This window comes from Simiaoa sp., assembly GCF_051972595.1.
In the GTDB taxonomy this organism is placed as follows: Bacteria; Bacillota; Clostridia; order Lachnospirales; family Lachnospiraceae; genus Acetatifactor; species Acetatifactor hominis.
In genome coordinates this window covers 74095-98605 of record NZ_JBOKRY010000005.1, presented here as the reverse complement: position 1 = coordinate 98605, position 24511 = coordinate 74095, and the positions used below count along the sequence as shown (strand labels likewise).

Below are 24511 nucleotides of genomic sequence, written 5' to 3'. Positions count from 1 at the left end.
TTGGAGAGGATGAACTTATGCGGCCAATGGTAAGCATCATTGTTCCGATATACAATGCGGAGAACTATTTACGACGCTGTGTCGACAGCATTTTGAACCAGGAATACACGGATTTTGAACTGCTGCTGGTCAATGATGGCAGTACGGATGCTTCCGGCGACATATGTGAAGAATACGGAGACCAAGATCCCAGAGTCATTGTGATCCAAAAGGAGAACACCGGAGTCTCCGACAGCAGGAACCGGGCGCTTGGCCGTGCCCAGGGAAAATATTTACAGTTCCTCGACAGTGACGACTGGATCACACCGGATGCCACCAGACTATTCGTGCGGGCAGCGGAGGAGTACAGCTGTGATATGGTCATTTCCGACTTTTACCGCGTGGTAGGAGAGCGTCTGTCCACCAAGGGAGACATCGAAGAGGAGGGTGTGCTCACCAGAGAAGAGTTCGCAGCACATATGATGGAGAACCCGGCGGATTTTTACTACGGTGTGTTGTGGAACAAGCTGTACCGCAGGGATATTGTGGAAGAGCATAATTTGCGCATGGATACGGATATCAACTGGTGCGAGGATTTTATGTTCAATCTGGAATATATCCGCTATGCGAAAGTATTCTATGCCCTGCATGCACCCATCTATTATTATGTGAAGCGGAAAGGCTCTCTTGCCAGTCAGGGCATTAATATCTCGAAGACTGTGAAGATGAAGTTGAATGTATTTGAGTACTACAATAACTTCTACAAGCATGTTCTGGAAGAGGAAGATTATGAGAAGAATCGTCTGCAGGTGTACCGTTTCTTTATCGATGCTGCGGGGGATGGAACCGTTCCGCCTTCGATCCTGCCAGGTTCCAAGAAGCTGGGAGACGAGAGAGTCTTTGTCAATACGGAGATCTTACAGGCGGAAGGACCGGCAGGAGAGGATTACCGTAAGAGAAAATTATTGGAACATTATCTGGAGCCGGTGGCATTAAAAGGAGATCTGAAGGTCATGGATGTGCGTCTGCTTTTGTGCCTGTGTGAAAAGCATGAATGGGACAGCAGACGGGAACTGGCGGATTTCGCAGGAATCTCCCGGACGAATCTGACCAGCGGATTACAGCGTCTGACCATGAAGGGCTTCCTGAAAGTAGAAGAGGTGAAGGAACCCAAGCCATCTAAAAAAGATAAGACGACCGGAAAAAATAAAATGAAGACAGCGGAGATGACAGAAACGAAGCGGAAGGAACGGGGAGGCAGGATCGCCGCGACGATTCTTCCGGCAGCGGATGCCATTATGAAAGAACTAAAGATGGCACAGAGAGATTATGATGCTGCCAGATTCGCCGGCTTCACAGAGGAAGAGCTCATTAAATACGCTGACCTGTCCGAGAAGATCAAAGAGAATACAAAGAATATTTTATACTTTCTTAATTGACATGGTAGTTTCTGAAAAGTTATGATAGATAAGTATATATGATGTCGGGGTCAAAAGCCCCCGACTTTGATGCCTACGGATTGTTCCGTGCTACGCACTCTCACAATCCTACCCAATATTCGCATATCGTGGGATTATCATCCCACTTTTATGCTCATATCGGGGCGGGTTCTAAGGTCTTTCACCCACCTGTGAGCAAGCTCATGTGGGCTTAGACCTTTTGACCCTGGTATCATATATATAAATGTGAGGGAAAGGAAGGTATTTGGATGAAGAAGAACGAAGAGTATATGTTGGAACATGCCGGTCTGTGCAGAGCGGCAGATAGATTGGAACCGCAGATGTTCGACGAATACGGTGTGCAGAGGGGATTGCGTGATAAGAACGGTAACGGCGTAGTCGCAGGTCTTACCAATATTTCACGGATCGAATCCTTCAAAATGGAGGATGGCAAAAAGATACCCTGTGAGGGTAAGCTGTGGTATCGCGGTTATGACTGTATCGAACTGGTCAACGGATTCCGCGGGGATCATTTCGGATTTGAAGAGGTGGCTTATTTACTTTTGTTCGGTAAGCTGCCGAATCGCGACGAACTGAAGCATTTTAACGATATTCTGGCATCCAGCAGAACTTTGCCTACCAACTTCACCAGAGATGTCATCATGAAAGCTCCCAGCAGTGACATCATGAATTCCCTGACCAGGAGTGTTCTGACCCTGGCTTCCTATGATAAAAATTGCAGCGATACTTCCATTGAAAATGTATTAAGACAGTGTCTGGGACTGATCGCTGTGTTCCCTATGCTGGCAGTCTACGGCTACCATGCATATAATCACTATTCCAATGATGAGAGTATGTACATACATCGTCCGCAGAAGAAGCTTTCCACAGCAGAGAATCTGCTGATGATGCTTCGTCCCGACAAACAATATACCGAGCTGGAGGCCAAAGTACTGGATACCGCACTGGTGCTGCATATGGAGCACGGCGGCGGTAATAACTCCACCTTCACTACCAGAGTCGTAACCTCTTCCGGATCCGATACATATTCCGTAGTGGCAGCAGCGCTTTCTTCTCTGAAGGGACCCAAGCATGGTGGTGCCAATATCAAGGTCGTAGAGATGATGCGGGATATCGAAGCCCATGTGTCCGACTGGACCGATGAAGATGCGGTAAGAGCTTATCTGAACAAGATTCTGAACAAGGAAGCTTTTGACGGCAAGGGACTGATCTATGGTATGGGGCATGCTGTCTATTCCCTGTCTGATCCCAGAGCCCAGGTATTTAAGAGCTTCGTAGAAAAGCTGGCGGTAGCCAAGGGCAGGGATAAAGATTTCGCGTTGTATTCCATGATCGAACGGATGGCACCGGAAGTCATTTCCCAGAAGTCCAGGATCTATAAGGGCGTCAGCGCCAATGTGGATTTTTACAGCGGATTCGTATACAGCATGCTGGAGATCCCACTGGAATTATATACACCGATTTTTGCCATCGCAAGAATCGTGGGATGGAGCGCGCATCGTATTGAAGAATTGATCAATATGGATAAGATCATCCGTCCCGCTTATAAGAGCGTGATGCAGGAATTGGAATATGTTCCGTTGGATCAGAGATAAAATAAAAAGGGACTGCGTATTTTTGCGCAGTCCTTTGCTGACTGTTATCATGATCAGGAATAGATCTTACAGATAATGGATATGATCTCTTCAGCGGATTCCATGGAATTTTCCATGATCCAGGTGACGTAGATATTGTAGAGGGAACCGGAGAACGCACGAAGTGTGTAATAGAAATCCCGGCCTTTATCTTCCGTATAATAGGTATCGAGGATATAACTGTCCAGGGCCTGCAGCAGCAGATGCCCCAGTCCTGTGTTCACCAGGCAGGCAATGAATTCTCTGTAATGATCAAAGTATTCATAGCAGTGCAGCATATTGCGGTAGTCGTTGTAATTGCCTTTATCCGGCCAGCCAGAGACATCCTCACGGTAGGCATCTATCAGATCCTTCAGATAACTGCTGAAGATCTCGTCCATGGAGTTGTAATTGCGGTAATAAGTCATACGGGAGACTCCGGCCCGCTCGGTCAGCTCTGAGATGGTAATATTGGACAGAGATTTTGTCTGAAGCAGCTGTATCAAAGCCTGCACCATGCAATCTCTGGAAAATTGTTTGGAATGGTTCGTGGACATGGCAGATCACCTTCTTAATGTTTTCTACTGACAGTATAAAACGTAACACAATCCGGAAAAATACGCAAGGAAAGTTCCTCGCGGAAAGGAGCGGTATATGGCGGGAACGGTAATAGAATATTTAAAAAAATACGGAGATATTCCATTTCGAGAAAAGCCTCTGAATGATGTGGACAGTCTGGCCTTATGCCAGCTCTCTTATCTGAAGTTCGACGGAATGGTCAGTGACGTGCGTCACAACGGTCCCTCCGTGACGCTTGTGGAGATCGCCAAACGGCCGGATGTGGAGCAGCTGTTCGGAGATGTGCGTTTTGAAAAGGAGAACCGGGCACTGTTTGAAGGGCTGCTTAGCGGCAGACGCTTCCGGAATATGAAGCTGAATTGTTATATCAATCTGGTGGAAAAGGAGTGGGAGACCCAGTTCTCTGCGATTACCTTTATCCTGGATGATGGAACGCTGTTTTTGGCATTCCGCGGCACGGATGAGACTATTGTGGGATGGAAGGAAGACTTCAATATGGCATTCCTGAATCCGGTACCGGGGCAGGAATACAGTGTCAAATATGTAAATATGGTCACCGGATGGCTGCATCAGCCCTTTTATATCGGAGGACATTCCAAGGGTGGCAACCTGGCGGTGTACAGTGCCATGAAATGTGCGCCCTTTGTACAGAAGCGTATTCAGAAGATTTACAGTCTGGACGGACCGGGATTCCGGCCGGAGGTGCTGAAGGAATGTCATTATAATGCGATAGAAGACAAGGTGGTAAAGCTGCTTCCGCATTCTTCTATGATCGGGATGATCTTCGAGAGGGATATTCATTACCGCGTAGTGGAAAGTAAAAGCCACGGTCTGCTGCAGCATGATCCGTTCTCCTGGCTGGTGAAGGATGATCATTTCGTGGATGTGGGCGATATCTATGAGAGCCAGAGGATCATGAATGAGGCTTTAAATGAATGGATCCTGTCCCTGAATGAGGAGCAGGTCCGTACCTTTGTAGACACACTTTATCAGGTGATCTCCGCATCACAGGCGGACGATCTGATCACATTTACCGCAGATTGGAAAAAGAGTATGAATGCGGTAGTTACCGCATTGAAGGAAGTGGACGATCAGACAGCCGAGATGCTGCGTGGGATTATTCGTTCGCTGTTTGAGATAGCCAGGTGCAAGGTGAAGGAAGAACTGACAGCCACCAAAAAAACACGACACAGATTTAAAAATACGAAGCGAGCAGGGAAAGCAGAGGAAGTCCGGCCGGATCCGGCAGCCTCTCCGGATGCCATTGTAACCCAAGGATCGGCAGCTCGTCATGCTCCAAAGCTTCGGGGCAGCCATCGTCAGGGCAGACCTGGATGATCTTAAGGTGCTGACCTAAGCGGTCGATTCGTTGGTGGTGGGCACTGTTGACGCGCATTTTGACAGGAAAATACTTGAAAAGACGGGAATCTTCCGTCATAATGGAGGAATGGAAGGCATCACCGGAAGACATACTGTGTAGGTGATCTACGGGCATATCCTGCAGAATCGTGCCCCCGAAGGCAACATTGATGACCTGCATGCCCTTGCAGATCCCGATGACAGGGATTCCGGCGGCGATCGCTATGTCGAGAGCCTGGAATTGCAGGATGTCCAGTTCGGTGTCAACAGTGCGGGAACCTTTGTTTTTTTCACCGAAAAAAGCAGGAGTGATATCTCCGCCGCCCGGCAGGATCAGAGCGTCGCAGGAGATGACTTCCCCGGGGACTAAAGTCGTCACGGTTCTGGCGGGAAGCTTCCGAAAAAAGGTCTCGTAATTGCCCGTCTGATTCTTACGTCCCAAAATGACTAATTTTGTCATATGATTTTCTGATACCTCATTTTTTATAGTTAATATATGCCATAACTTTTGATTTTTGCATAGGACAAATTAGCAAAAATGTATCTTACGCATTTTTATAAATAGGAGTAAAATAGCAACGACCATGAGGGAGTGGAAACTCCTTCAGGGATGTTTACGGAAAGGAAGTGGTATTATGGAGGAATTGGCATCAGAACTGCTCAAAGAACTGAACTGTGATACGGCGTTTTCGATCAAGTTTCCGGCAGGTCTTCCCCTGATCGGCGGAGTACAGCTGGATATTGCGGAATCAGTAGTAATCACATGGGTAGTCATGGCAGTCATTCTGATCTTGTCGATTATCCTTACAAGCAACCTCAAAGTACACAATGTCAGCAGGCGACAGCTGGTGGCAGAGACAATCGTGACGAAGCTGGAAGGCATTGTTACGGGAATGATCGGAGAGGAAGGGAAGCGGTATGTACCGTATCTGGTAAGTGTACTGTTATACCTGGGCATATCCAATATCATCGGATTGTTCGGCATGAAGCCCCCTACCAAGGATCTGAACGTAACGGCGGCACTGGCACTGATGAGTATCATCCTGGTGGAAGCTGCAGGCATCCGCAAAAAAGGCGTGGGCGGATGGATCAAGAGCTTCACTGAGCCTATCGCGATCGTAACACCCATCAATATCCTGGAGGTGTTCATCAAGCCCCTGTCTTTGTGTATGCGATTGTTTGGTAACGTTTTGGGAGCATTCGTTATCATGGAGCTGTTGAAGCTTCTGGTTCCGGTAGCATTGCCGGTACCCTTCAGCTTTTACTTTGATATTTTTGATGGACTGATCCAGGCATATGTATTCGTATTCCTGACATCTATGTACATCAAGGAAGCCATTGAATAAGTAACTATTCACTAACAACACTTTTTTAAAACTAGGAGGATTCATTATGATAGCTATTGGAGCAGGTATTGCAGCACTGGCATGTATCGGAGCAGGTATCGGTATCGGTATCGCAACAAGTAAGGCAGCAGAGGCTGTGGCAAGACAGCCGGAAGCAGAGAGCAAGATCACCAAGATCTTACTGTTAGGTGGTGCGCTGGCAGAGGCAACCGCTATTTACGGATTCGTTATCGGTATCCTGATCATCTTATTCATGGCGTAACTATCCGAAGCCGGAAACGCCACAAACGATCGTCGAATGCTCGCATTCGTAAGAGCGTTTGCGACGATTTACGGCGACTAAAACTCCATAAGCAAAAGAAAAGCATCGAAGATGCGGTTTTGCGCATGGAGGTTTCGGATAGTTATAACAACCGAAGCCGGAAACGGTACAAACGTATAACGAAACGTAAGAAAGGATGAAAGCACATGCTGAGATTAGATATTAATATTGTATGGACCATCCTGAATCTGTTGATCATATTTGCCATTGTGAAGATCTTCCTGATCAAGCCCATCCACAAGATCCTGGATGCAAGACAGGCAGAGATCGATAAGCAATATGCCGATGCCAAGGCTGCACAGGACAGTGCCGAGGAACTTAAAACCAAGTATGAGGCATCCTTAAGCGGTGTCCAGGCAGAAAAGGAAGGCATCCTGAACGAAGCAAGAGGCAAAGCCAGCAACGAGTATGACCGTATCGTGGCAGATGCCCAGACCGAAGCAAAAAAGATTCTGGACAATGCCGACAAAAATGCCGCACTGGAAGAGCAGAAGCGTATTCAGCAGGCACAGGAGCAGATCGCAGGTCTGGTAGTGGAAGCTACCGCAAAGCTGGTGGCAGCTAAACAGAATGCAGATTCAGACAGAGAACTTTACAACCAATTTATAGCAAAGACAGGTGAAAAGATTGATTAGTACAGCTTTAGAATACGCAAAAAGATTGCGTGAACTGAATATCCCCGGAGACATTGTAGGTCAGACAGGCGATATCTTTAAAGCCGTACCGCAGGTGAAGCTGGATTTCGAATCTCCTGTCGTGGCACTGTCTGCCAAGCACAATGTAATAGAAAAAGTATTCCCCTTACAGATCAGAGATTTCCTGAAGGTCCTGTGTGATAACGGAGATATCTATCTGTGGGATGATATCTGCACTGCGTATAGAGAACTCTCTCCCGAGAAAAAGGGTGAGTTCGTTGTGACACTGTCCTATGTGACAGCACCAACAGAAGAGCAGTTACAGAATATCCGTGATTTTGTACAGAAGAAATATCACAGAGACGATATGGTCTTCGAGACGAAGGAAGACCCGGCTCTGGGCGGCGGTTTCATCATCCGTGCCGGTAACGAAGTCTATGACTGGAGTACCAATGGTCGTATGAAGCAGTTCGCAGACAAGCTTTCCCAGGTGGGTAAGACTGCCAGCGAGCAGGGGATCATCTCTATCCTGAAGGGTGAGATCGAAGATTTCCACCTGCAGGCACAGGAGCATGAGATCGGTTCCGTCAGCTGGGTAGGTGACGGTATCGCCAATGTCAATGGTATCGATCATGCTGAGTACGGTGAGATCGTTATCTTCGATTCCGGTGTCAAGGGAATGGTACAGGATGTCCGCAGAGATGAGATCGGATGTATCCTGTTCGGTCATGATACCGAAATCCGTGAGGGTACCAGAGTCGTTCGTACCGGTAAGAGAGCCGGTATCCCCGTAGGTGACGGATTCAAGGGCAGGATCGTGGATGCTCTGGGAGCACCCATCGACGGCGCGGGTCCCATTAAGGAAGAGGGGTATCGTCCCATCGAGCAGCCTGCTCCTTCCATCGTAGACAGACAGTCCGTAGGTGTACCTATGGAAACCGGTATTCTGGCAATCGATTCCATGTTCCCTATCGGTCGTGGACAGCGTGAGCTGATCATCGGTGACCGTCAGACCGGTAAGACTTCCATCGCCATCGACGCCATTCTGAACCAGAAGGGCAAGGATGTGGTATGTATCTATGTGGCTATCGGTCAGAAGGCATCCACCATTGCAAAGCTGGTAGGAACCCTGAAGAAGAACGATGCCATGGATTACACTATTATCGTATCCGCAACCGCCAGCGATCCTGCACCCCTGCAGTACATCGCACCGTATTCCGGTACGGCACTGGCTGAGTATTTCATGTATCAGGGCAAGGATGTCCTCATCGTATACGATGATCTGTCCAAGCATGCGGTAGCTTACCGTGCACTGTCCCTGTTACTGGAGCGTTCTCCCGGACGTGAGGCATATCCCGGAGACGTATTCTACTTACATTCCAGACTGCTGGAGCGTTCCGCAAGACTGAGCGCAGACAAGGGCGGCGGTTCCATTACCGCACTGCCTATTATCGAGACTCAGGCAGGCGATGTATCCGCATACATTCCGACCAACGTTATCTCCATCACGGACGGTCAGATTTTCCTGGAGAGTGATCTGTTCTTCTCCGGTATGAGACCCGCAGTCAATGTCGGTCTGTCTGTATCCCGTGTCGGCGGTGCCGCACAGACCAAGGCAATGAAGAAGGCAGCCGGAAGTATCCGTATCGACCTGGCACAGTTCCGTGAGATGGAAGTGTTCACACAGTTCGCATCCGATCTGGACAATGCCACCAAGGAGCAGTTACAGCACGGTCATGTATTGATGGAGCTGTTAAAGCAGCCTCTGTGCAGACCATTAAGCATGGCAGAACAGGTTATGACCCTGTGTGCAGCCAACGGCAGAGTAATGCTGGATGTGCCCGTAGATCAGGTGAAGGATTTCCAGATGCAGTTCTTAAGTTACATGAAGGAGCAGCACAGCGACATCGTTCGTCAGTTAGAGACTACCAAGGCACTGGATGACGAGCTGAACAAGCAGATCTGTGATGCAGCTGGGGAGTTTAAAAAGGAATTTTTGCAAAAATAATATTTGCAAACAGTGATAGTAATATAGGAGGTTAACATGGCAAATACGCGAGAAATACAAAGTCGTATGAAAAGCATTCAGGATACTATGAAGATCACCAATGCCATGTATATGATCTCTTCCACAAAGCTTCGGAAAGCCAAGAAGAATCTGGAAGAGACGGAGCCTTACTTCTATACTCTGCAGACTATGGTCAGCAGAATCGTCCGTCACTTACCGGAGATCGACAATAAGTACTTCGATGAGCGTAAGGACAAACCGGCCGGGGAGAAGACTACGGGACTGGTAGTAGTCACCGCAGATAAGGGACTGGCCGGAGCCTATAACCATAATGTACTGAAGATGGCGGAAGAGCAGATGCAGAAAGCCGGACAGACAGGAAAATATAAGCTGTTTGTCGTGGGTGAGCTGGGACGTCAGTATTTCGGACACAGAGGCATCGAGGTAGCAGAGCAGTTTCATTATACTGCACAGAACCCGACCCTGCATCGTGCCCGGATCATTACGGAGACGATCCTGGAGCAGTTCCAGGCAGAGCAGCTGGATGAGGTATATATTATTTATACCAATATGGTAAACAGCGTGACAACCGAACCGCAGATGATGCGTCTGTTACCTATCATAAAAGAACGGTTTATTACCAAAGACGGACAGGATCTGAGTATGTATCAGGAGCCGCTTGTCATGACACCGTCCCCGAAGGCGGTGCTTGATAACATTGTTCCCGATTTTGTCATGGGATATGTATACGGCGCATTGGTAGAATCGTTCTGCAGTGAACAGAACGCCAGAATGATGGCCATGGAGGCTGCAAATAAAAATGCATCCGCCATGATCCATGATCTGTCCATTCAGTACAACCGGGTACGGCAGGCTATGATCACACAGGAGATCACTGAGGTCATTGCCGGTGCCAAGGCTCAGAAAAAGAAGAAAAAGGCAAGAAAGGAGGTCCTGAGCAATTGAGTAACGTAAGTGAAAAAAATCATGGTAAGATCGTTCAGGTCATGGGACCTGTTGTAGACGTAGAGTTCGAGAACAATGACCTTCCTTTTATCAAGGATGCCCTGGAGGTATACAGCGAAGGTAAACGCCTGGTCATGGAAGTGGCACAGCATATCGGTAACAATACCGTCCGCTGTATTATGTTAGGTGCCAGTGAAGGACTCTGCAAGGATATGGATGTTGTTGCTACCGGTAAAGGAATCCAGGTTCCGGTAGGTAAAAAGACACTGGGAAGATTGTTCAACGTATTGGGAGAGACCATCGATGGTGGAGAATCCCTGGAGGGAGAGGAGCATTGGGTCATCCACAGAGATCCGCCTTCCTTCGAAGAGCAGAGCCCGGTCGTAGAGATGCTGGAGACCGGTATTAAAGTTATCGATCTGCTGGCACCCTATGCAAAGGGTGGTAAGATCGGTCTGTTCGGCGGTGCCGGTGTCGGCAAGACTGTGCTGATCCAGGAGCTGATCCGAAATATTGCTACGGAGCACGGTGGCTATTCTATTTTCACCGGTGTCGGCGAGCGTTCCCGTGAGGGTAATGATCTGTGGAGTGAGATGAAGGAGTCCGGAGTATTAGAGAAGACCGCGCTAGTCTTCGGTCAGATGAATGAGCCCCCCGGAGCACGTATGCGTGTCGCCGAGACAGGACTGACCATGGCAGAGTATTTCCGTGATGAAGAGCACCAGAACGTGCTGCTGTTCATTGATAACATCTTCCGTTTTGTGCAGGCAGGTAGTGAGGTATCCGCACTGTTAGGCCGTATGCCTTCCGCAGTAGGATATCAGCCTACACTGGCTACCGAGGTCGGTGAGTTACAGGAACGTATCGCTTCCACGAACAAGGGAAGTGTCACTTCCGTTCAGGCTGTTTACGTGCCTGCGGATGACCTGACTGACCCCGCACCCGCGACTACGTTCGCACATCTCGATGCCACCACTGTTCTGTCCCGTAAGATCGTGGAACAGGGTATTTATCCCGCAGTGGATCCTTTGGAATCCACTTCCCGTATTCTGGAAGAGGATGTGGTAGGTAAGGAGCATTACGAGACCGCACGCCAGGTGCAGGCAATGCTGCAGAAGTACAAGGAACTGCAGGATATCATTGCCATCCTGGGTATGGAGGAGCTGTCCGATGAGGATAAGGTCACCGTATACCGTGCCCGTAAGATCCAGCGTTTCCTGTCCCAGCCCTTCCATGTGGCAGAGAACTTCACCGGTGTACCCGGCAAGTATGTGCCTGTGAAGGAGACTATCCGCGGATTCCGTGCGATCATCGATGGTGAGATGGATGAGTATCCGGAAGCTGCATTCTTCAATGTAGGTACCATTGATGAGGCAGTGGAAAAGGCTAAGAAGCTCATGGCACAGTAAGGAAAGGCGGTGTGCATATGAACACCTTTAGTTTGAAGGTCATTGCCAGTGATAAAGTATTTTTCGATGGAAAATGCGGCATTATTATCGTACCTGCCCTGGACGGCGAGCAGGCCATTATGTCTCACCACGAGGATATGGTCATTGCCACGAGAGAGGGCGAGGTACGCTTCAAGGAAAAAGAGGAGGATGACTGGACCAAAGCCGTAGTCGGTGTGGGCTGTGTCTATATTTCTCATAACCGTGTGATCATGCTGGTGGATACGGCAGAACGCCCGGAAGATATCGACAGAGTCCGTGCGGAGGCAGCCCTGGAGCGTGCGCAGGAACAGCTGCGGCAGAAGCAGAGCATCCAGGAGTATCATGTATCCCAGGCATCCATGGCGAGAGCTATGCTGCGCCTGAAAGAAGCCGGAAAATACGAAGTTAAGTAGTAATACGTAAAATATAAGTAAAAAGTAACAAAATTAAGCCTGTAATGTTAGCAAATGTGTGCAATTCGGAAATTGTTATTTTTCTGTCATTGCGATAAAATCTCTTCAGAATCGTAAGGAGAGTTAAGCGATGGATTATTTACAGAAAAAATCAATACGAAGTGTCGCAGCTGCCATTGCAGGCTTTTTGCGTCACTGCGTTCGGAAAATAGGAATCACCAGGCAGAAGCTTCCTTCCTGCATAGCACTTGCGGTATGTCCGCTGGTGACATTTTATCTGTTTGAAATGTATACCCACAATCCTTTCACAACGATGCATTTCAAGACACAGATATTGAACATGGCGTTTTATGTAATGAGCGCGCTTCTGTTATTCGGAATCGTTAAATATGTCCGGGCTGCTCTGATGCTGCAGACAGCATTTTTCATGGCGGCAGGTCTTGCAAATTATTATGTGCTGAATTTCCGGTCTGCACCTATTATGCCCTGGGATATTTATTCTATCGGTACGGCAGCCAGTGTGGCAGGAAATTTTAACTATACTCTGAAGAGTAGTACGGTGCTGGTCATTATAGGATTCCTGATATTGCTGTTGATCGAGAGCCGTTTTTCTATGAAGGCTCCGGCGCGTGTAGCGAAAAGAGCGGCACTTATACTGCTTAGCATTGCATTGATCTACGGCTATACGGGTATGGTGCAGAGCGAGAATTTCGTGAGAAGTTTCGGACTGTATGACAAGCTGTTTACCCCTACCGTCATGAACAAAAGAGATGGTAATATCGTGGCGTTCCTGATGGAACTGGAGTATATGGATGTGGAGAAACCGTCAGGATATTCTGCGGAGGAGACCGGCAGTAAGTATACACAGGCAGGACAGGATTCCGCGGGGCTTGCGGCAGCCGTGGAAGATCCGGAGAGCGTGAATCGCCCGAATATCATTGTCATCATGGATGAGGCTTTTTCCGATCTGGCGGTGAGAGGCGATTTTACCACCAACGAGGACTATATGCCCTTTATTCACAGTTTACAGCAGGGTGCGGAGAATACCAGAACCGGTTATCTGAATGTTTCCGTGCTGGGTGGAAATACTGCCAATACGGAGTTTGAATTCCTCACCGGCAATACCATCGGATTCCTGCCCCAGGGCAGTGTGGCTTACCAGCAGTATGTGCAGAAGGAGACGCCGTCTCTGGCATCCTACCTGAAGGAGCTGGACTATCATACCGTGGCGATCCATCCGTATTATGCCAGCGGCTGGGACAGAGACAGGGTCTATCCGCTACTTGGTTTTGATGAGTTTTTATCCCAGGATGATTTCGCGAATCCGAAACGGATACGTAACTATATCTCCGATGAGAGCAGCTTTGCCAAGATCATCGAACTGTATGAGAATAAAGAAGAGGGAGAGCCTCTGTTTGTCTTTAATGTAACCATGCAGAATCACAGCGGTTACGAAGAGGAATTCCATAACTTTACCCCGGATATCACCGTGGACGGCATTGATTCCAAAGCGTTGTCTATGTATCTGTCTCTGGTAAAACAGACGGACCACGCCCTGCAGGGGCTGATCGATTATTTCTCTCAGGCGGATGAGGATACCATGATCGTATTCTTCGGGGACCATCAGCCTACGACTTATGTGAGCAATCCGATCTTAAGAAATAATAAAGTGAATCCGGAGACTTTAACAGACGAGGAAAATCTGTTAAAATATAAAGTGCCTTATGTGATCTGGAGCAATTTTGATATTAAGGAACAGACGGGCGGAGAGACCAGTGCCAATTATCTGGCAATGGATGTGCTGGAAAACTGTGATCTGCCACTGCCTGCCCTGCAGAGCAGTCTGACCGGGCTTCGGAAGGAATATCCGGTGATCAGTGCAGCAGGTGTGAGAGAGGCGGACGGCACTCTTACAACTGTGAAGGAATGTGGGGAAGCATTGAACGATTACCGGAGTCTGGAGTATTATCTGCTGTTTGATTACGAAAGGTAAAACATTAGAGATTGCACAAAGTTTGCAGGTTATGGAAAATATGAAGATTAAAATGAACGGCAACAAGACGACAGCAATAAGTACAGAACGCAGGACGCAGAGAGGAATCTCTGTGCTTGCGTTCTTTGTGCCTGCATTTATTATGCTGGTTCTTTTTATCATACGGGGCATATATCCTTTTGGTGACCGGAGTTTTCTGTTCTCCGACATGTACCATCAGTATATGCCTTTTTTAAGTGAATTCGTACATAAGATCAAAGCGGGAGAGGGACTGTCTTATTCTTACAACGTGGGGATCGGATCGAATTTCCTAGCATTATATGTCTATTATGTGGCAAGTCCTTTTAACTGGCTGGTATTTTTGCTGCCGGAGAGCCTGATCATGGAATTCATGAGTTATCTCGTGATCCTGCGGATCGGTCTTATGGGGCTTACGTTCAGTATTTATCTGAGGAAGACTTTTGGAAAGGCAGATCCGGCGGTGATCCTGTTTTCCACCTGTTATGCCCTGTCCGGCTATCTGGCAGCTTATAACTGGAATGTGATGTGGCTGGACTGCCTGATCCTGTTACCGCTGATCCTTCTGGGAGCGGAGCGGCTGGCCAGAGAGGGCAGATGGGTCATGTACACTGTGACCCTGGGGCTTTGCATCCTGACCAATTACTATATTTCCATTATGATCTGCATCTTCCTGGTGCTGTATTTCGGAATGCTGTTGATCACGGAATACCATACCATGACGGAAGGGCAGAGCCAAAAAGTGAAAACGGTATTCGGCAGGATCGGAAGATTTGCATTTGCATCTCTGCTGGCAGGAGGGCTGGCTGCGGCACTGCTGATTCCGGAGGTCTGCGCTATCTTGCGGACGGATTTTGGCAATTCGGATTTTCCCAGTAGGTTGGAGTCCTATTTTTCCGTGTTTGATATGCTGGCGAGACACTGCCTGTGCGTGACCACGGAGAGAGGACTGGAACACTGGCCGAACATCTACTGTGGTGTGGCGGTATTTTTATTGGTGCCCATGTATGCACTGAATGAAAAAATATCAGTGCGAAAACGGTTCTGCAATCTGGCACTGGCGGGATTTTTGCTGCTCAGTTTTGGAACCAATGTTCTGGATTTTTTGTGGCATGGTCTGAATTATCCGGATTCCCTGCCGGCGAGACAGTCTTTTCTCTATATTTTTCTGATTCTTGTCATGTGCTATGATGCTTTCCGGAATGTGGAGGGCACTTCTCCCAGGCAGATCATCTATGGGTATCTGGCGGCGGTGGTATTTTTACTTGCCTGTGAGAAATTTGTGGAGAGCGAGGATTTCGACACGGGTATTGAAGTGCTGACGCTGGTGTTCGTTACGATCTACGGGGTGATTCTGTATCTGTGCCGGACGAGGAAGAGTGAACTGACGAGGCAGGTGCTTGGCATTCTGGTGCTGGCGTGCATAGTGGCGGAGCTGAGCATTAATACATTTAATACGAGTCTGGGCACTACAGGGCGAAGCGCTTATCTGGGAGACCAGGAGGATTATAAGGCGTTGTATGCCCTGGCGCAGGAACAGGAAGGGGATGACTTCTTCCGTATCGAGAAGTTTACCCGCAAGACGAAAAATGACGGAACCCTGACCGGGTACCCTACGGCTTCGGTATTTTCCTCCACCATGAATTCCCGGGTCATGGATCTGTATAAGAAGCTTGGCATGCGTCACAGCAAGGTTTACTACGGATTCGACGGAGCAACGGCTTTCGTGTCGGCACTCCTGAATGTGGATTACATGTTCGGCGAATCGGATAAATACGAAAACGGTCTGTATGAGACTGTGAATAACAGTGGAGATGTTTATTTATATCATTGTAAATATACGCTGCCCTTTGGTTATGTGGCACCCACGGGCTGGAATGTTACGGACGAGATCAGTACCGGTGTGAGAGTGCAGAATCAGTTGATAGAGGATCTGGAAATCGCAGAGCCCTTACTGGACCGGGCGACCAGTGAGACTAGCGGAGACAATGTATGTATTACTGCGGACCGGGCAGGCTATTATTATGCAAGGATCAATGCCACAGGGACGAAAAAGGTGCAGGTGCTGGGAGGAACGCTGGAAACCCATACTTACGCGGATCTGAAGGATGGATCCCTTCTGTATCTGGGATATCTGCAGAAGGGAGAGCGGGTCACCCTGACCAACGGGGATGATGCGGATGAGACGCAGAAGGTATCTGCGGAAGCCTATGTACTGAATGAAGAAGTGCTGGCACAGGCAGTGGAGATACTGTCACAAGAACATCTGGAAAATGTAGCGGTGGACAGCACCCATATTTCCGGAACCTTAAGTCTGGAAGAAGCCGGCAGACTGATCCTGTCCGTGCCTTATGAGGAGGGCTGGACGGTGCAGATCGACGGAGAAAATGCAGAACCGGAGCAGTTTGGCGATGCCCTCATGGCATTTGATCTGGAAGCGGGAGAGCATACGATACAGATGCACTATGTACCGGAAGGTCGGAATATCGGTATTCTGGTGAGTGCGGGAAGTGTACTGATCCTGTTGGGATGCGTGCTGTGTCAGAGGCGCGGTGGCAAGAGGAAAGAGTGCGATGAAGATGAACCTTCGCAAATGACATCGGACGAAACTGAGGAAAATTCTGTGAAAGAAGAGACTGGGAAGATGTAAGAGGAGATTAGTATGACGAAGAAGAGCATCAGCGATACCCTGCGGCGTACCTGCCTGATCCTGGCGGGATCTTTTATCATGGCTGTGAACTTAAAAAGCTTTGTCCGCACCGGCGGACTGATCCCCGGTGGATTCAACGGTCTGACCCGTCTGATCCAGGAGATCAGTGTACTGTTGTGGCACTGGGAGCCTCCGTTTTCTGTGATCAATTTTATTCTGAATGCCATTCCGGCTGTGATCAGTTTCAAATTTATCGGGAAAAAATTTACCGGCTATTCCTGCCTGATGATCGTGGTGAGTGGTATCCTGACAGATATTGTGCCGTCATTTCCCGTGACGGAGGATATTCTGCTGATCTCCATCTTCGGAGGACTGATCAATGCATTAGCTATCAGTCTGTGCCTGTTTGCCAATGCCACCAGCGGAGGCACCGATTTTATCGCAATTTTCCTGTCGGAGAAATACGGCATTGACTCATGGAATTATATTTTCGCCGGAAATGTGGTGATCCTTGGGATCGCCGGAGCACTGTTCGGATGGGACAAGGCGTTGTACTCCATTATTTTCCAATACACCTCTACCCAGGTACTGCATATATTGTACAAGCGGTATCAGAAGCAGACACTGATCATCGTGACCAAACGACCGGAGGATGTCTACGAAGCCATTGCAGAGATCACGAATCACGATGCCACGCTGATCAAGGGAGAGGGCTGTTATTCCAAACAGGGATGTGATGTGCTGTATTCCGTGGTAGGACGGGATGAAGTGAATAAGGTTGTGAATACAGTGCGTAAGACCGATCCCCAGGCTTTTGTTAATATGATCCGCACGGAGAACCTGGCGGGAAGATTTTATCAGAGACCGAATGATTAAGAGTTGTAAAAAAGAGCCTGAGAGTCAGCAGCTTAACTGACACTCAGGCTTGCGTATTTTTTCGGGGAGACACCCACGGCTTTGGTGAAGGCTTTGAAGAAATTGCTGTAATCTGTGAAACCACTGCGTTCGAAGGCTTCCATGACATTACCGTTTTCGTTCAATACAGCTTTGGCGATACTGATGCGGCGGGCGGTGATGTATTTGTTGATCGTGGTGCCGGTGGCGGATTTGAAGATCCGGCAGATATAGGATTCACTTAAGTAAAACTGTCCGGCTAACTGTTCTACGGTAATGGGCTGGGAGATATTCTGGTTGATGAAGTTTAAAATATCGTCTACCTGATGGTTGTAGCGGTAGGAGCTGTCCTTGTATTCCGCGGCGTCCGCAGTATTTTCTCCGACACCGGTCTGCTCTGTGTTCCTGACGAACAGAGTGTTGAGCATGACCATCAGTTCCATGAAAGCGGCATATTCCGTAATGTCATGGGCGAAGCCCTCCGCAGAGGTGATTTTGTTGATATAATAGAGGAACCGCTTTTGCTGTTCCTTATTTAATGACAGCTTATGGGAAAAAGGGGCACTGCGGTGGGTGAAACAGAAGCTCAGATCCGTGTTCCTTGTGGAGATCTGTTTCATGAAGTCTGGTGCCACCGACAACACGATTCTCTCATGGACGGAATTGTCGATCTGGGTCAGCTTGTGACTTTCATACTGGTTGATGATAAAGAGATCCCCGGGGGCAATCGTATAGAAACAATTGTCGATGAGGAACTGCTTGCCGCCGCAGATGGAATAATAGATCTCATAGCAGTCATGGATATGCATGTCCATGGCTTTTTCTTCTTTGTATAAATGGGCAATGGCAAAAGTCCCGGAGGTCTTGCAATTCTCTATGGCTGTTTTACAGGAAGTAAGTTCTTCCATTCTTTCTTTCTCCTATGATGACAACGTTTAAAAAGAGCCTTGGCACAGGTAAAGCAGCATGCTATACTGATTAGGCAGACAGCTTCCGGCGTGCGAAGAACAGGCAGCAGGCGGCGAACAGGCAGACACACAGTCTGGACAGAACCTGGTGGCTGTAACATGCGTTAATCTGGGCAACCAGTGCATCGGACAGAATCAGAAAAGGATCATCAGCTCCTGTGGAGACATAGACACGGTTCCTGGGAAGGACCAGCGTCACATCCGCATTATGATTCAGGGCGATGCTCTCCGGTGCGAAGAAATGACAGGGATTGTATTCCTTCTGAATCATACCGGCACTGCTTACGGTGACGGTCTTAATCCCGATCAACTGCTCGCTGTGCGGGAAGTCGAGCCGAAGTCCGGTAAGATGTCCCTCCAGGGAAGCGTCTAAGAGGAAAGACACCTGCATGGTATCGGGATCAAACGTGGAAGAGATACATTTCTCCTGTGAAAAATTACCGTCGGTATCCGTGGTGTAATACAGGGAACAGCCGTCTCCTTCAAACTCTTCAAAGGTGATCCGCAGATGCAGATCCGATGCCGGATGCGGGAAACAGACAAAAATTACAGCTATAAGCAGGAGGATCAGACCACCTGCGAGATGTTTTTTAGATGGAAGATGCATGAAAAGCTCCTTACGTGCGTGGCACGGTTTTATTTAAGTTTTTTATGATTTTATCATACGGGAAAAAAAGTAAAACCGCAAGGTATTTATGAGGAAGGACAAGAGAATGGAACAAAATATGACAGAAAAAAGAAAAGGAACGGACAGGGAAGACCTGGTGGTGATCCTGTTCGGGATCCTGCTCGCCTGGCTGATCTATCAGATCGTATTAAAAGAACTTCCGGAGACGCTGTCGGACTATAACGGACATACTTATGTGTATCTGCCAATGTTTAACCATAGCACCTGGTTCCAGGGATGGAAGACGGTGCCTTACTGTCTGTGGCATCTGTGTGTGCTGGGACTGAATCATATCCTGCGAATTCCGTTGGAGGTATCGGCGGCATATGTGACCGGTGCGTTTCACTTATTTGCCTATTTTGTCCTCTACTGGATGATCCGCAGATATACGGAGCGGTTCTGTGAGAAGGCAGGAGCCTTTAAGGCTGCAATGCTCGCTTTCGGCCTGTCTGTGGCGCAGGGACTGTATTTTTACTGGCTGGATGCCGGCGGACGTTTCTTAGGTATCTATTCCATGAATCCGATTCATAATCCGACCCATATGAGTGTCAGGGGCTTCGGACTGTTGTGCTTCTGCCTGGTCTACGATATCTGGGGAGCACAGAAGGATCCGGCATACCGGGGCGTCTTTTTCCCGGTGGAGAAAAGCCTGAAAAAATATTACGGCGTGCTGGCAGGAGTTCTGTTCCTGACGGCCATGTCCAAACCGGTATTCGCGGAGATGTTCGTACCGGCAGTGGGTGTGATCATGCTGTACCGGCTGTTAAAGCTCTGCGTGCGTAAGGATGAACGGAAGACGGAATATTTCAGACACTGCGTGTATACTTTTCTGTGTGCACTGCCGGCACTGTTTTACATATTGTTACAGTTCCTGGCGTACTTTTTCTGGGGCGGAAGCTACGGGGCAGACGGCTCCTTCATGGTGACGAAGTGGATGGAAGTCTGGAGCATGTATTCCGAGAATATTATTCTGTCTGTGGCTTTGGGAATGGCATTTCCTCTTCTGGTGATCCTGTTTGACGCAGCATTTTTCGTGAAAGATGACCTGGGAATCCTGGCAATCACCGGATATGTCATCGGTTTTCTGGAAGCGGCACTTTTCGGAGAGGGTGGAAGCAAGTTAAGCCATGCGGACTTTTTATGGCCCATGATGTGTGGCATGATGTTAGTGTGGGTGGCTGCAATGCTGCATCTACTGGTACTGGAGAAGACCGAAGATGGGCGCAGGGGACAGCGGGTTGCGGTCAATGTATGCTTCTTAATATTCGGCTTTCATGTGCTGTGTGGACTGCTCTATATCCAAAACACATTGACGGTAGGATAAAAGTTCAAAATTTGCAATGTTTTATTTAAAATATGAAAAGACTTTGAGAATCTTTTCTAGTATACTGGGATCATGCAAAGAGAGAAAGCACTTGCATGATCCCTTCTTTTTTTAGAAAAAAGTAAAAAAAGGTTGGAAATGCTTACAATGATATGCTATAATGTAAGTGCTTTCATAAAAAGGTATCATTCAATGACGGCTCGCAGGCCGTCCGTTGAGGAAAGAGAGGCGTAAGGTGGAACTTAGAACAGCAGTATCACCAAGAGATGTGAAGCATTATACCACAGAGCGTCTGAGAGAAGAGTTTCTGATCCAGAATCTGTTCGTACCCGGCGAGATCAAGCTGGTATACAGCCACATCGACAGAATCATTACAGGAGCAGCAGTACCTGTAAGCCCTATCACTCTGACCGCCGGAGATGAGCTTCGTGCAGAGTATTTCTGCCAGAGAAGAGAACTGGGTGTGATCAATATCGGCGGAGCAGGTATGATTACCGTTGATGGCAAAGTGTACAAGGTAGGCTACAAGGAAGCTATGTACATTGGAATGGGCTCCAAAGAGATCATTTTTGCAAGCGAAGATGAGAAGCAGCCCGCTAAATTTTATCTGAATTCCGCTCCCGCACATAAGACTTATCCGACTGTGCTGATCAAGCCGGAAGGTACTCCCGAAGAGGGTGTAGTCATTGTAAAGGATGAGAATAAAGTAGAGCTGGGTACTCTGGAGGATGCCAACCACAGAGTTATCTGCAAATATATCCTTCCCGGACAGGTAGAGAGCTGTCAGCTGGAGATGGGTATGACAAAGTTAGAGCCCGGCAGTGTATGGAACACCATGCCTTGTCATACACATGACAGACGTATGGAAGTATATCTGTATTTCGATATGCCGGAGGATGCATTTGTTATGCACTATATGGGTGAGCCCGATGAGACCCGTCATATCGTAATGCGTAATGAAGAGGCAGTGATCTCCCCCAGCTGGTCCATCCATTCCGGATGCGGTTCCAGAGCATACACCTTTATCTGGGGTATGGTCGGCGAGAATCAGGACTTCGACGACATGGACGGTGTCGACAACAGAGATCTGAAATAAGATTTTTTGAAAATGTAACTAAAAAAGAGCTTTTATAAAGAAAAGGAGAAAAAACAATGTCTGAATTCACTAATTTCTCACTGGAAGGTAAGGTTGCACTGGTTACCGGCGCATCTTACGGTATTGGTTTCGCTATCGCTTCCGCATACGCTGAGTGCGGCGCTACCATCTGCTTCAACGATATCAAGCAGGAGCTGGTAGACAAGGGAATCGCTGCATACGCTGAGAAAGGCATCAAGGCTCACGGCTATGTATGTGACGTTACCAACGAAGAAGCAGTTAATGCTATGGTAGCTCAGATCGAGAAGGAAGTAGGCACCATCGATATCCTGGTTAACAACGCAGGCATCATCAAGAGAATCCCCATGACCGAGATGACTGCAGATCAGTTCCGTCAGGTAATCGACGTAGACCTGAATGCACCTTTCATCGTATCTAAAGCAGTTATCCCTGCAATGATCAAGAAGGGCCATGGTAAGATCATCAACATCTGTTCCATGATGTCCGAGCTGGGTCGTGAGACCGTATCTGCATACGCAGCAGCTAAGGGCGGCTTAAAGATGCTGACCAAGAACATCTGCTCCGAGTACGGCCAGTACAACATTCAGTGTAACGGCCTTGGACCCGGTTACATCGAGACTCCTCAGACGGCTCCTCTTCGTGAGATTCAGCCCGATGGCAGCAGACATCCTTTCGACCAGTTCATCTGCGCTAAGACCCCTGCTAACAGATGGTTAAAGCCAGAAGAGCTGACCGGTCCCGCTGTATTCCTTGCTTCTGAGGCATCCAATGCAGTCAACGGACACATCCTCTATGTAGATGGGGGTATCCTTGCTTACATCGGCAAACAGCCCCAGTAGAACCGGCGCAAAAGGAAAACAAAATAAATTACCCACACCAGGTCAGTCGCAGAAGAATTTCGGCGGCTGACTGTTGTGGCGTTTGGAAAAGGAGTATCTCATGAAGATAGCTTTGATCAATGAAAACAGTCAGGCTGCCAAGAATGAAATGATCTGTGCTACTCTTAAAAAAGTAGTAGAGCCCATGGGGCATGAAGTATTCAACTACGGTATGTGCGGCGCAGAGGATCCCAATTCCCTGACCTACGTACAGAACGGTATTCTGGCAGCAGTTCTTTTGAACTCCGGGGCAGCGGATTTCGTGATCACCGGATGCGGAACCGGCGAAGGTGCCATGCTTGCATGCAATTCCTTCCCCAAGGTTCTGTGCGGACATATTGAGTCCCCTCTGGATGCTTACCTGTTCTCTCAGGTAAACGACGGTAACTGTGTAGCACTTCCTTTTGCTGAGAACTTCGGCTGGGGCGGTGAACTGAATTTACAGTATACCTTTGAAAAACTGTTCTGTGCTCCCGGCGGTGGTGGATATCCCCCTGAGAGAGTGGTTCCCGAGCAGCGCAACAAGAAGATCCTGGATCAGGTAAAGGAAGTAACTCATACCGATATGGTTACTATCCTGAAGAATCTGGATCGTGAACTGGTAAAGGGTGCTTTATCCGGTGACAAGTTTAAGGAGTATTTCTTCGCAAACTGCAAGTGCGACAAGATCGCTGAGGCAGTGAAGGAAGTACTGGCATAAAAGTACTGGCTTAATTTTGCAGAAATATTTTCGGCAGGATCTCCTGCGAAGATTTTTCACATAACTATTAGTCTATAAGACAGAAAGGTGTTATTTATGAACGCAGTATTAGAGCAAATCAGCAAAATCGGTATCGTACCGGTTGTAAAAATTGACAACGCAGCAGATGCACTTCCTCTGGCAAAGGCACTTTGCGCAGGTGGACTTCCCTGTGCAGAGGTTACCTTCCGTACCAGCGCAGCAGCAGAAGCTATCAAGATCATGACCGACAACTTCCCCAGCATGTGTGTTGGTGCAGGTACCGTTCTGAACGCAGAGCAGGTTGACGCAGCAGTAGCAGCAGGCGCTAAGTTCATCGTAAGCCCCGGCTTAAATCCCAGAACCGTTAAGTATTGTGTAGAGAAGAACGTTCCTATCACTCCCGGTACGTCAAGCCCCAGCGACATCGAGCAGGCTATCGAGCTTGGCCTGGATGTAGTTAAGTTCTTCCCCGCTGAGCAGTCCGGCGGTCTGGCTAAGATCAAGGCTATGGCAGCTCCTTATGTAAACATGAAGTTCATGCCTACCGGCGGTGTAAACGCTAAGAACCTGACTTCTTACCTTGACTTCCCCAAGATCATCGCCTGCGGTGGTTCCTGGATGGTTCCCGGTGACCTGATCAACGCCGGTGAGTGGGACAAGATCGAGCAGCTGACCAGAGAAGCAGTACAGACCATGCTGGGCTTCGAACTGGCTCATGTAGGTGTTAATGCAGAGAACGAGGAAGAGGCTGTTAAGACTGCGAACCGTTTCGCATTCATCTTCGGTATGCCCGCTAAGGTTGGCAACAGCTCCGTATTCGCAGGCTCTGCTCTGGAAGTTATGAAGACTCCTTACCTGGGCAAGAACGGCCACATCGCTGTTAAGACCAACTACATCGAGAGAGCTGTCAACTACCTGAGCACTGTTCTGGGTGTTGAGTTCAATGAAGAGTCTGCTAAGAGAGATGCCAAGGGCAACCTGAAGGCTATCTACCTGAAGGAAGAGATCGGCGGCTTCGCAGTTCATCTGGTACAGAAATAAGAATAGGATTCCGAAAACCGGACGGCTCCGTCGACTGCATATTTCAGTCACGGACCCGCTTCCGCTTCGGCCCTCCCGTAGCGGTACGTAAGATGCCAAAGTACGGCATCTAAGTACCGACGGTCGGTTA

21 protein-coding genes and 1 pseudogene are annotated in these 24511 nt (G+C 48.4%); 18 read left to right on the top strand and 4 right to left on the bottom strand.

Annotated features, from left to right (window positions below; all coding sequences use genetic code 11):
- The first annotated feature begins 17 nt into the window (after positions 1-17).
- Together ACTRDR_RS03275 and ACTRDR_RS03270 are read left to right on the top strand one after the other, a co-directional pair.
- The gene (locus tag ACTRDR_RS03275) at positions 18-1418 is read left to right on the top strand and encodes a glycosyltransferase (protein ID WP_440526142.1); all 1401 of its coding nucleotides are present in this window, start codon (positions 18-20) and stop codon (positions 1416-1418) included.
- A gap of 269 nt (positions 1419-1687) precedes the next feature.
- Complete coding sequence (locus ACTRDR_RS03270; protein WP_176862519.1) at positions 1688-3034, top strand: citrate synthase; 1347 nt, start codon at positions 1688-1690, stop codon at positions 3032-3034.
- Between the two features lie 53 nt (positions 3035-3087).
- On the opposite strand, the gene ACTRDR_RS03265 is transcribed toward ACTRDR_RS03270, so the two are convergent.
- Positions 3088-3609, bottom strand: coding sequence for a TetR/AcrR family transcriptional regulator (locus tag ACTRDR_RS03265; protein ID WP_440526141.1), 522 nt, complete (start codon positions 3607-3609; stop codon positions 3088-3090).
- A gap of 97 nt (positions 3610-3706) precedes the next feature.
- Here ACTRDR_RS03265 and ACTRDR_RS03260 point away from each other — a divergent pair.
- Positions 3707-4612 (top strand): annotated as a pseudogene (locus ACTRDR_RS03260) (DUF2974 domain-containing protein); the annotation flags it as partial.
- 214 nt (positions 4613-4826) lie between these two features.
- On the opposite strand, the gene ACTRDR_RS03255 reads toward ACTRDR_RS03260, so the two are convergent.
- Complete coding sequence (locus ACTRDR_RS03255; RefSeq protein WP_440526140.1) at positions 4827-5450, bottom strand: gamma-glutamyl-gamma-aminobutyrate hydrolase family protein; 624 nt, start codon at positions 5448-5450, stop codon at positions 4827-4829.
- Between the two features lie 175 nt (positions 5451-5625).
- Here ACTRDR_RS03255 and ACTRDR_RS03250 point away from each other — a divergent pair, with 175 nt between their 5' ends.
- From ACTRDR_RS03250 to ACTRDR_RS03205, 10 genes are all read left to right on the top strand, one after another.
- On the top strand, positions 5626-6336 hold the full coding sequence (locus tag ACTRDR_RS03250) for a F0F1 ATP synthase subunit A (RefSeq protein ID WP_440526139.1): 711 nt from the start codon (positions 5626-5628) through the stop codon (positions 6334-6336).
- A gap of 46 nt (positions 6337-6382) precedes the next feature.
- Entirely contained in the window at positions 6383-6598 is a 216-nt protein-coding gene (gene atpE / locus ACTRDR_RS03245; RefSeq protein ID WP_022154739.1) for an ATP synthase F0 subunit C, read from the top strand.
- A 206-nt stretch (positions 6599-6804) separates the two neighbouring features.
- Positions 6805-7293, top strand: coding sequence for an ATP synthase F0 subunit B (locus tag ACTRDR_RS03240; protein ID WP_440526138.1), 489 nt, complete (start codon positions 6805-6807; stop codon positions 7291-7293).
- Positions 7286-9301 carry a F0F1 ATP synthase subunit alpha gene (atpA, locus tag ACTRDR_RS03235; RefSeq protein ID WP_440526137.1) on the top strand — a complete coding sequence of 672 codons (2016 nt, stop codon included), beginning with the start codon at positions 7286-7288 and terminating at the stop codon, positions 9299-9301. Before ACTRDR_RS03240 ends, atpA begins: the two co-directional genes overlap by 8 nt.
- A 36-nt stretch (positions 9302-9337) precedes the next feature.
- The gene (atpG, locus tag ACTRDR_RS03230; RefSeq protein ID WP_022154736.1) at positions 9338-10267 is read left to right on the top strand and encodes an ATP synthase F1 subunit gamma; all 930 of its coding nucleotides are present in this window, start codon (positions 9338-9340) and stop codon (positions 10265-10267) included.
- The gene (gene atpD / locus ACTRDR_RS03225) at positions 10264-11676 is read left to right on the top strand and encodes a F0F1 ATP synthase subunit beta (protein ID WP_440526136.1); all 1413 of its coding nucleotides are present in this window, start codon (positions 10264-10266) and stop codon (positions 11674-11676) included. The genes atpG and atpD overlap by 4 nt, the downstream gene beginning before the upstream one ends.
- 17 nt (positions 11677-11693) lie before the next feature.
- Positions 11694-12110, top strand: a complete 417-nt coding sequence (gene atpC / locus ACTRDR_RS03220) for an ATP synthase F1 subunit epsilon (RefSeq protein WP_022154734.1) — start codon at positions 11694-11696, stop codon at positions 12108-12110.
- A 130-nt stretch (positions 12111-12240) separates the two neighbouring features.
- On the top strand, positions 12241-14103 hold the full coding sequence (locus ACTRDR_RS03215) for an LTA synthase family protein (RefSeq protein WP_440526135.1): 1863 nt from the start codon (positions 12241-12243) through the stop codon (positions 14101-14103).
- A gap of 40 nt (positions 14104-14143) precedes the next feature.
- Entirely contained in the window at positions 14144-16771 is a 2628-nt protein-coding gene (locus ACTRDR_RS03210; RefSeq protein WP_440526134.1) for a YfhO family protein, read from the top strand.
- A gap of 12 nt (positions 16772-16783) precedes the next feature.
- Positions 16784-17647, top strand: a complete 864-nt coding sequence (locus ACTRDR_RS03205) for a YitT family protein (RefSeq protein ID WP_440526133.1) — start codon at positions 16784-16786, stop codon at positions 17645-17647.
- A 32-nt stretch (positions 17648-17679) separates the two neighbouring features.
- Here ACTRDR_RS03205 and ACTRDR_RS03200 read toward each other — a convergent pair whose 3' ends face one another.
- Together ACTRDR_RS03200 and ACTRDR_RS03195 are read right to left on the bottom strand one after the other, a co-directional pair.
- A complete protein-coding gene (locus tag ACTRDR_RS03200; protein ID WP_440526132.1) occupies positions 17680-18573 on the bottom strand; it encodes an AraC family transcriptional regulator in 894 nt (297 codons plus the stop codon).
- Positions 18574-18643: 70 nt separating this feature from the next.
- Positions 18644-19240 carry a hypothetical protein gene (locus ACTRDR_RS03195; protein ID WP_440526131.1) on the bottom strand — a complete coding sequence of 199 codons (597 nt, stop codon included), beginning with the start codon at positions 19238-19240 and terminating at the stop codon, positions 18644-18646.
- Positions 19241-19346: 106 nt separating this feature from the next.
- Between ACTRDR_RS03195 and ACTRDR_RS03190 the strand changes: the two genes are divergently transcribed.
- The 5 genes from ACTRDR_RS03190 to ACTRDR_RS03170 all read left to right on the top strand — a co-directional run bounded on the left by ACTRDR_RS03190 (position 19347) and on the right by ACTRDR_RS03170 (position 24381).
- The gene (locus ACTRDR_RS03190) at positions 19347-20624 is read left to right on the top strand and encodes a hypothetical protein (RefSeq protein ID WP_440526130.1); all 1278 of its coding nucleotides are present in this window, start codon (positions 19347-19349) and stop codon (positions 20622-20624) included.
- Positions 20625-20859: 235 nt separating this feature from the next.
- A complete protein-coding gene (gene kduI, locus ACTRDR_RS03185; protein ID WP_117465822.1) occupies positions 20860-21720 on the top strand; it encodes a 5-dehydro-4-deoxy-D-glucuronate isomerase in 861 nt (286 codons plus the stop codon).
- 56 nt (positions 21721-21776) lie between these two features.
- On the top strand, positions 21777-22580 hold the full coding sequence (locus ACTRDR_RS03180) for a gluconate 5-dehydrogenase (protein ID WP_022154728.1): 804 nt from the start codon (positions 21777-21779) through the stop codon (positions 22578-22580).
- A gap of 100 nt (positions 22581-22680) precedes the next feature.
- Positions 22681-23319 carry an RpiB/LacA/LacB family sugar-phosphate isomerase gene (locus ACTRDR_RS03175; protein ID WP_176862545.1) on the top strand — a complete coding sequence of 213 codons (639 nt, stop codon included), beginning with the start codon at positions 22681-22683 and terminating at the stop codon, positions 23317-23319.
- Between the two features lie 96 nt (positions 23320-23415).
- Positions 23416-24381 (top strand): bifunctional 4-hydroxy-2-oxoglutarate aldolase/2-dehydro-3-deoxy-phosphogluconate aldolase, encoded by a 966-nt coding sequence (locus ACTRDR_RS03170; protein ID WP_440526129.1) that lies wholly within the window; start codon positions 23416-23418, stop codon positions 24379-24381.
- The last annotated feature ends 130 nt before the right edge of the window (positions 24382-24511 follow it).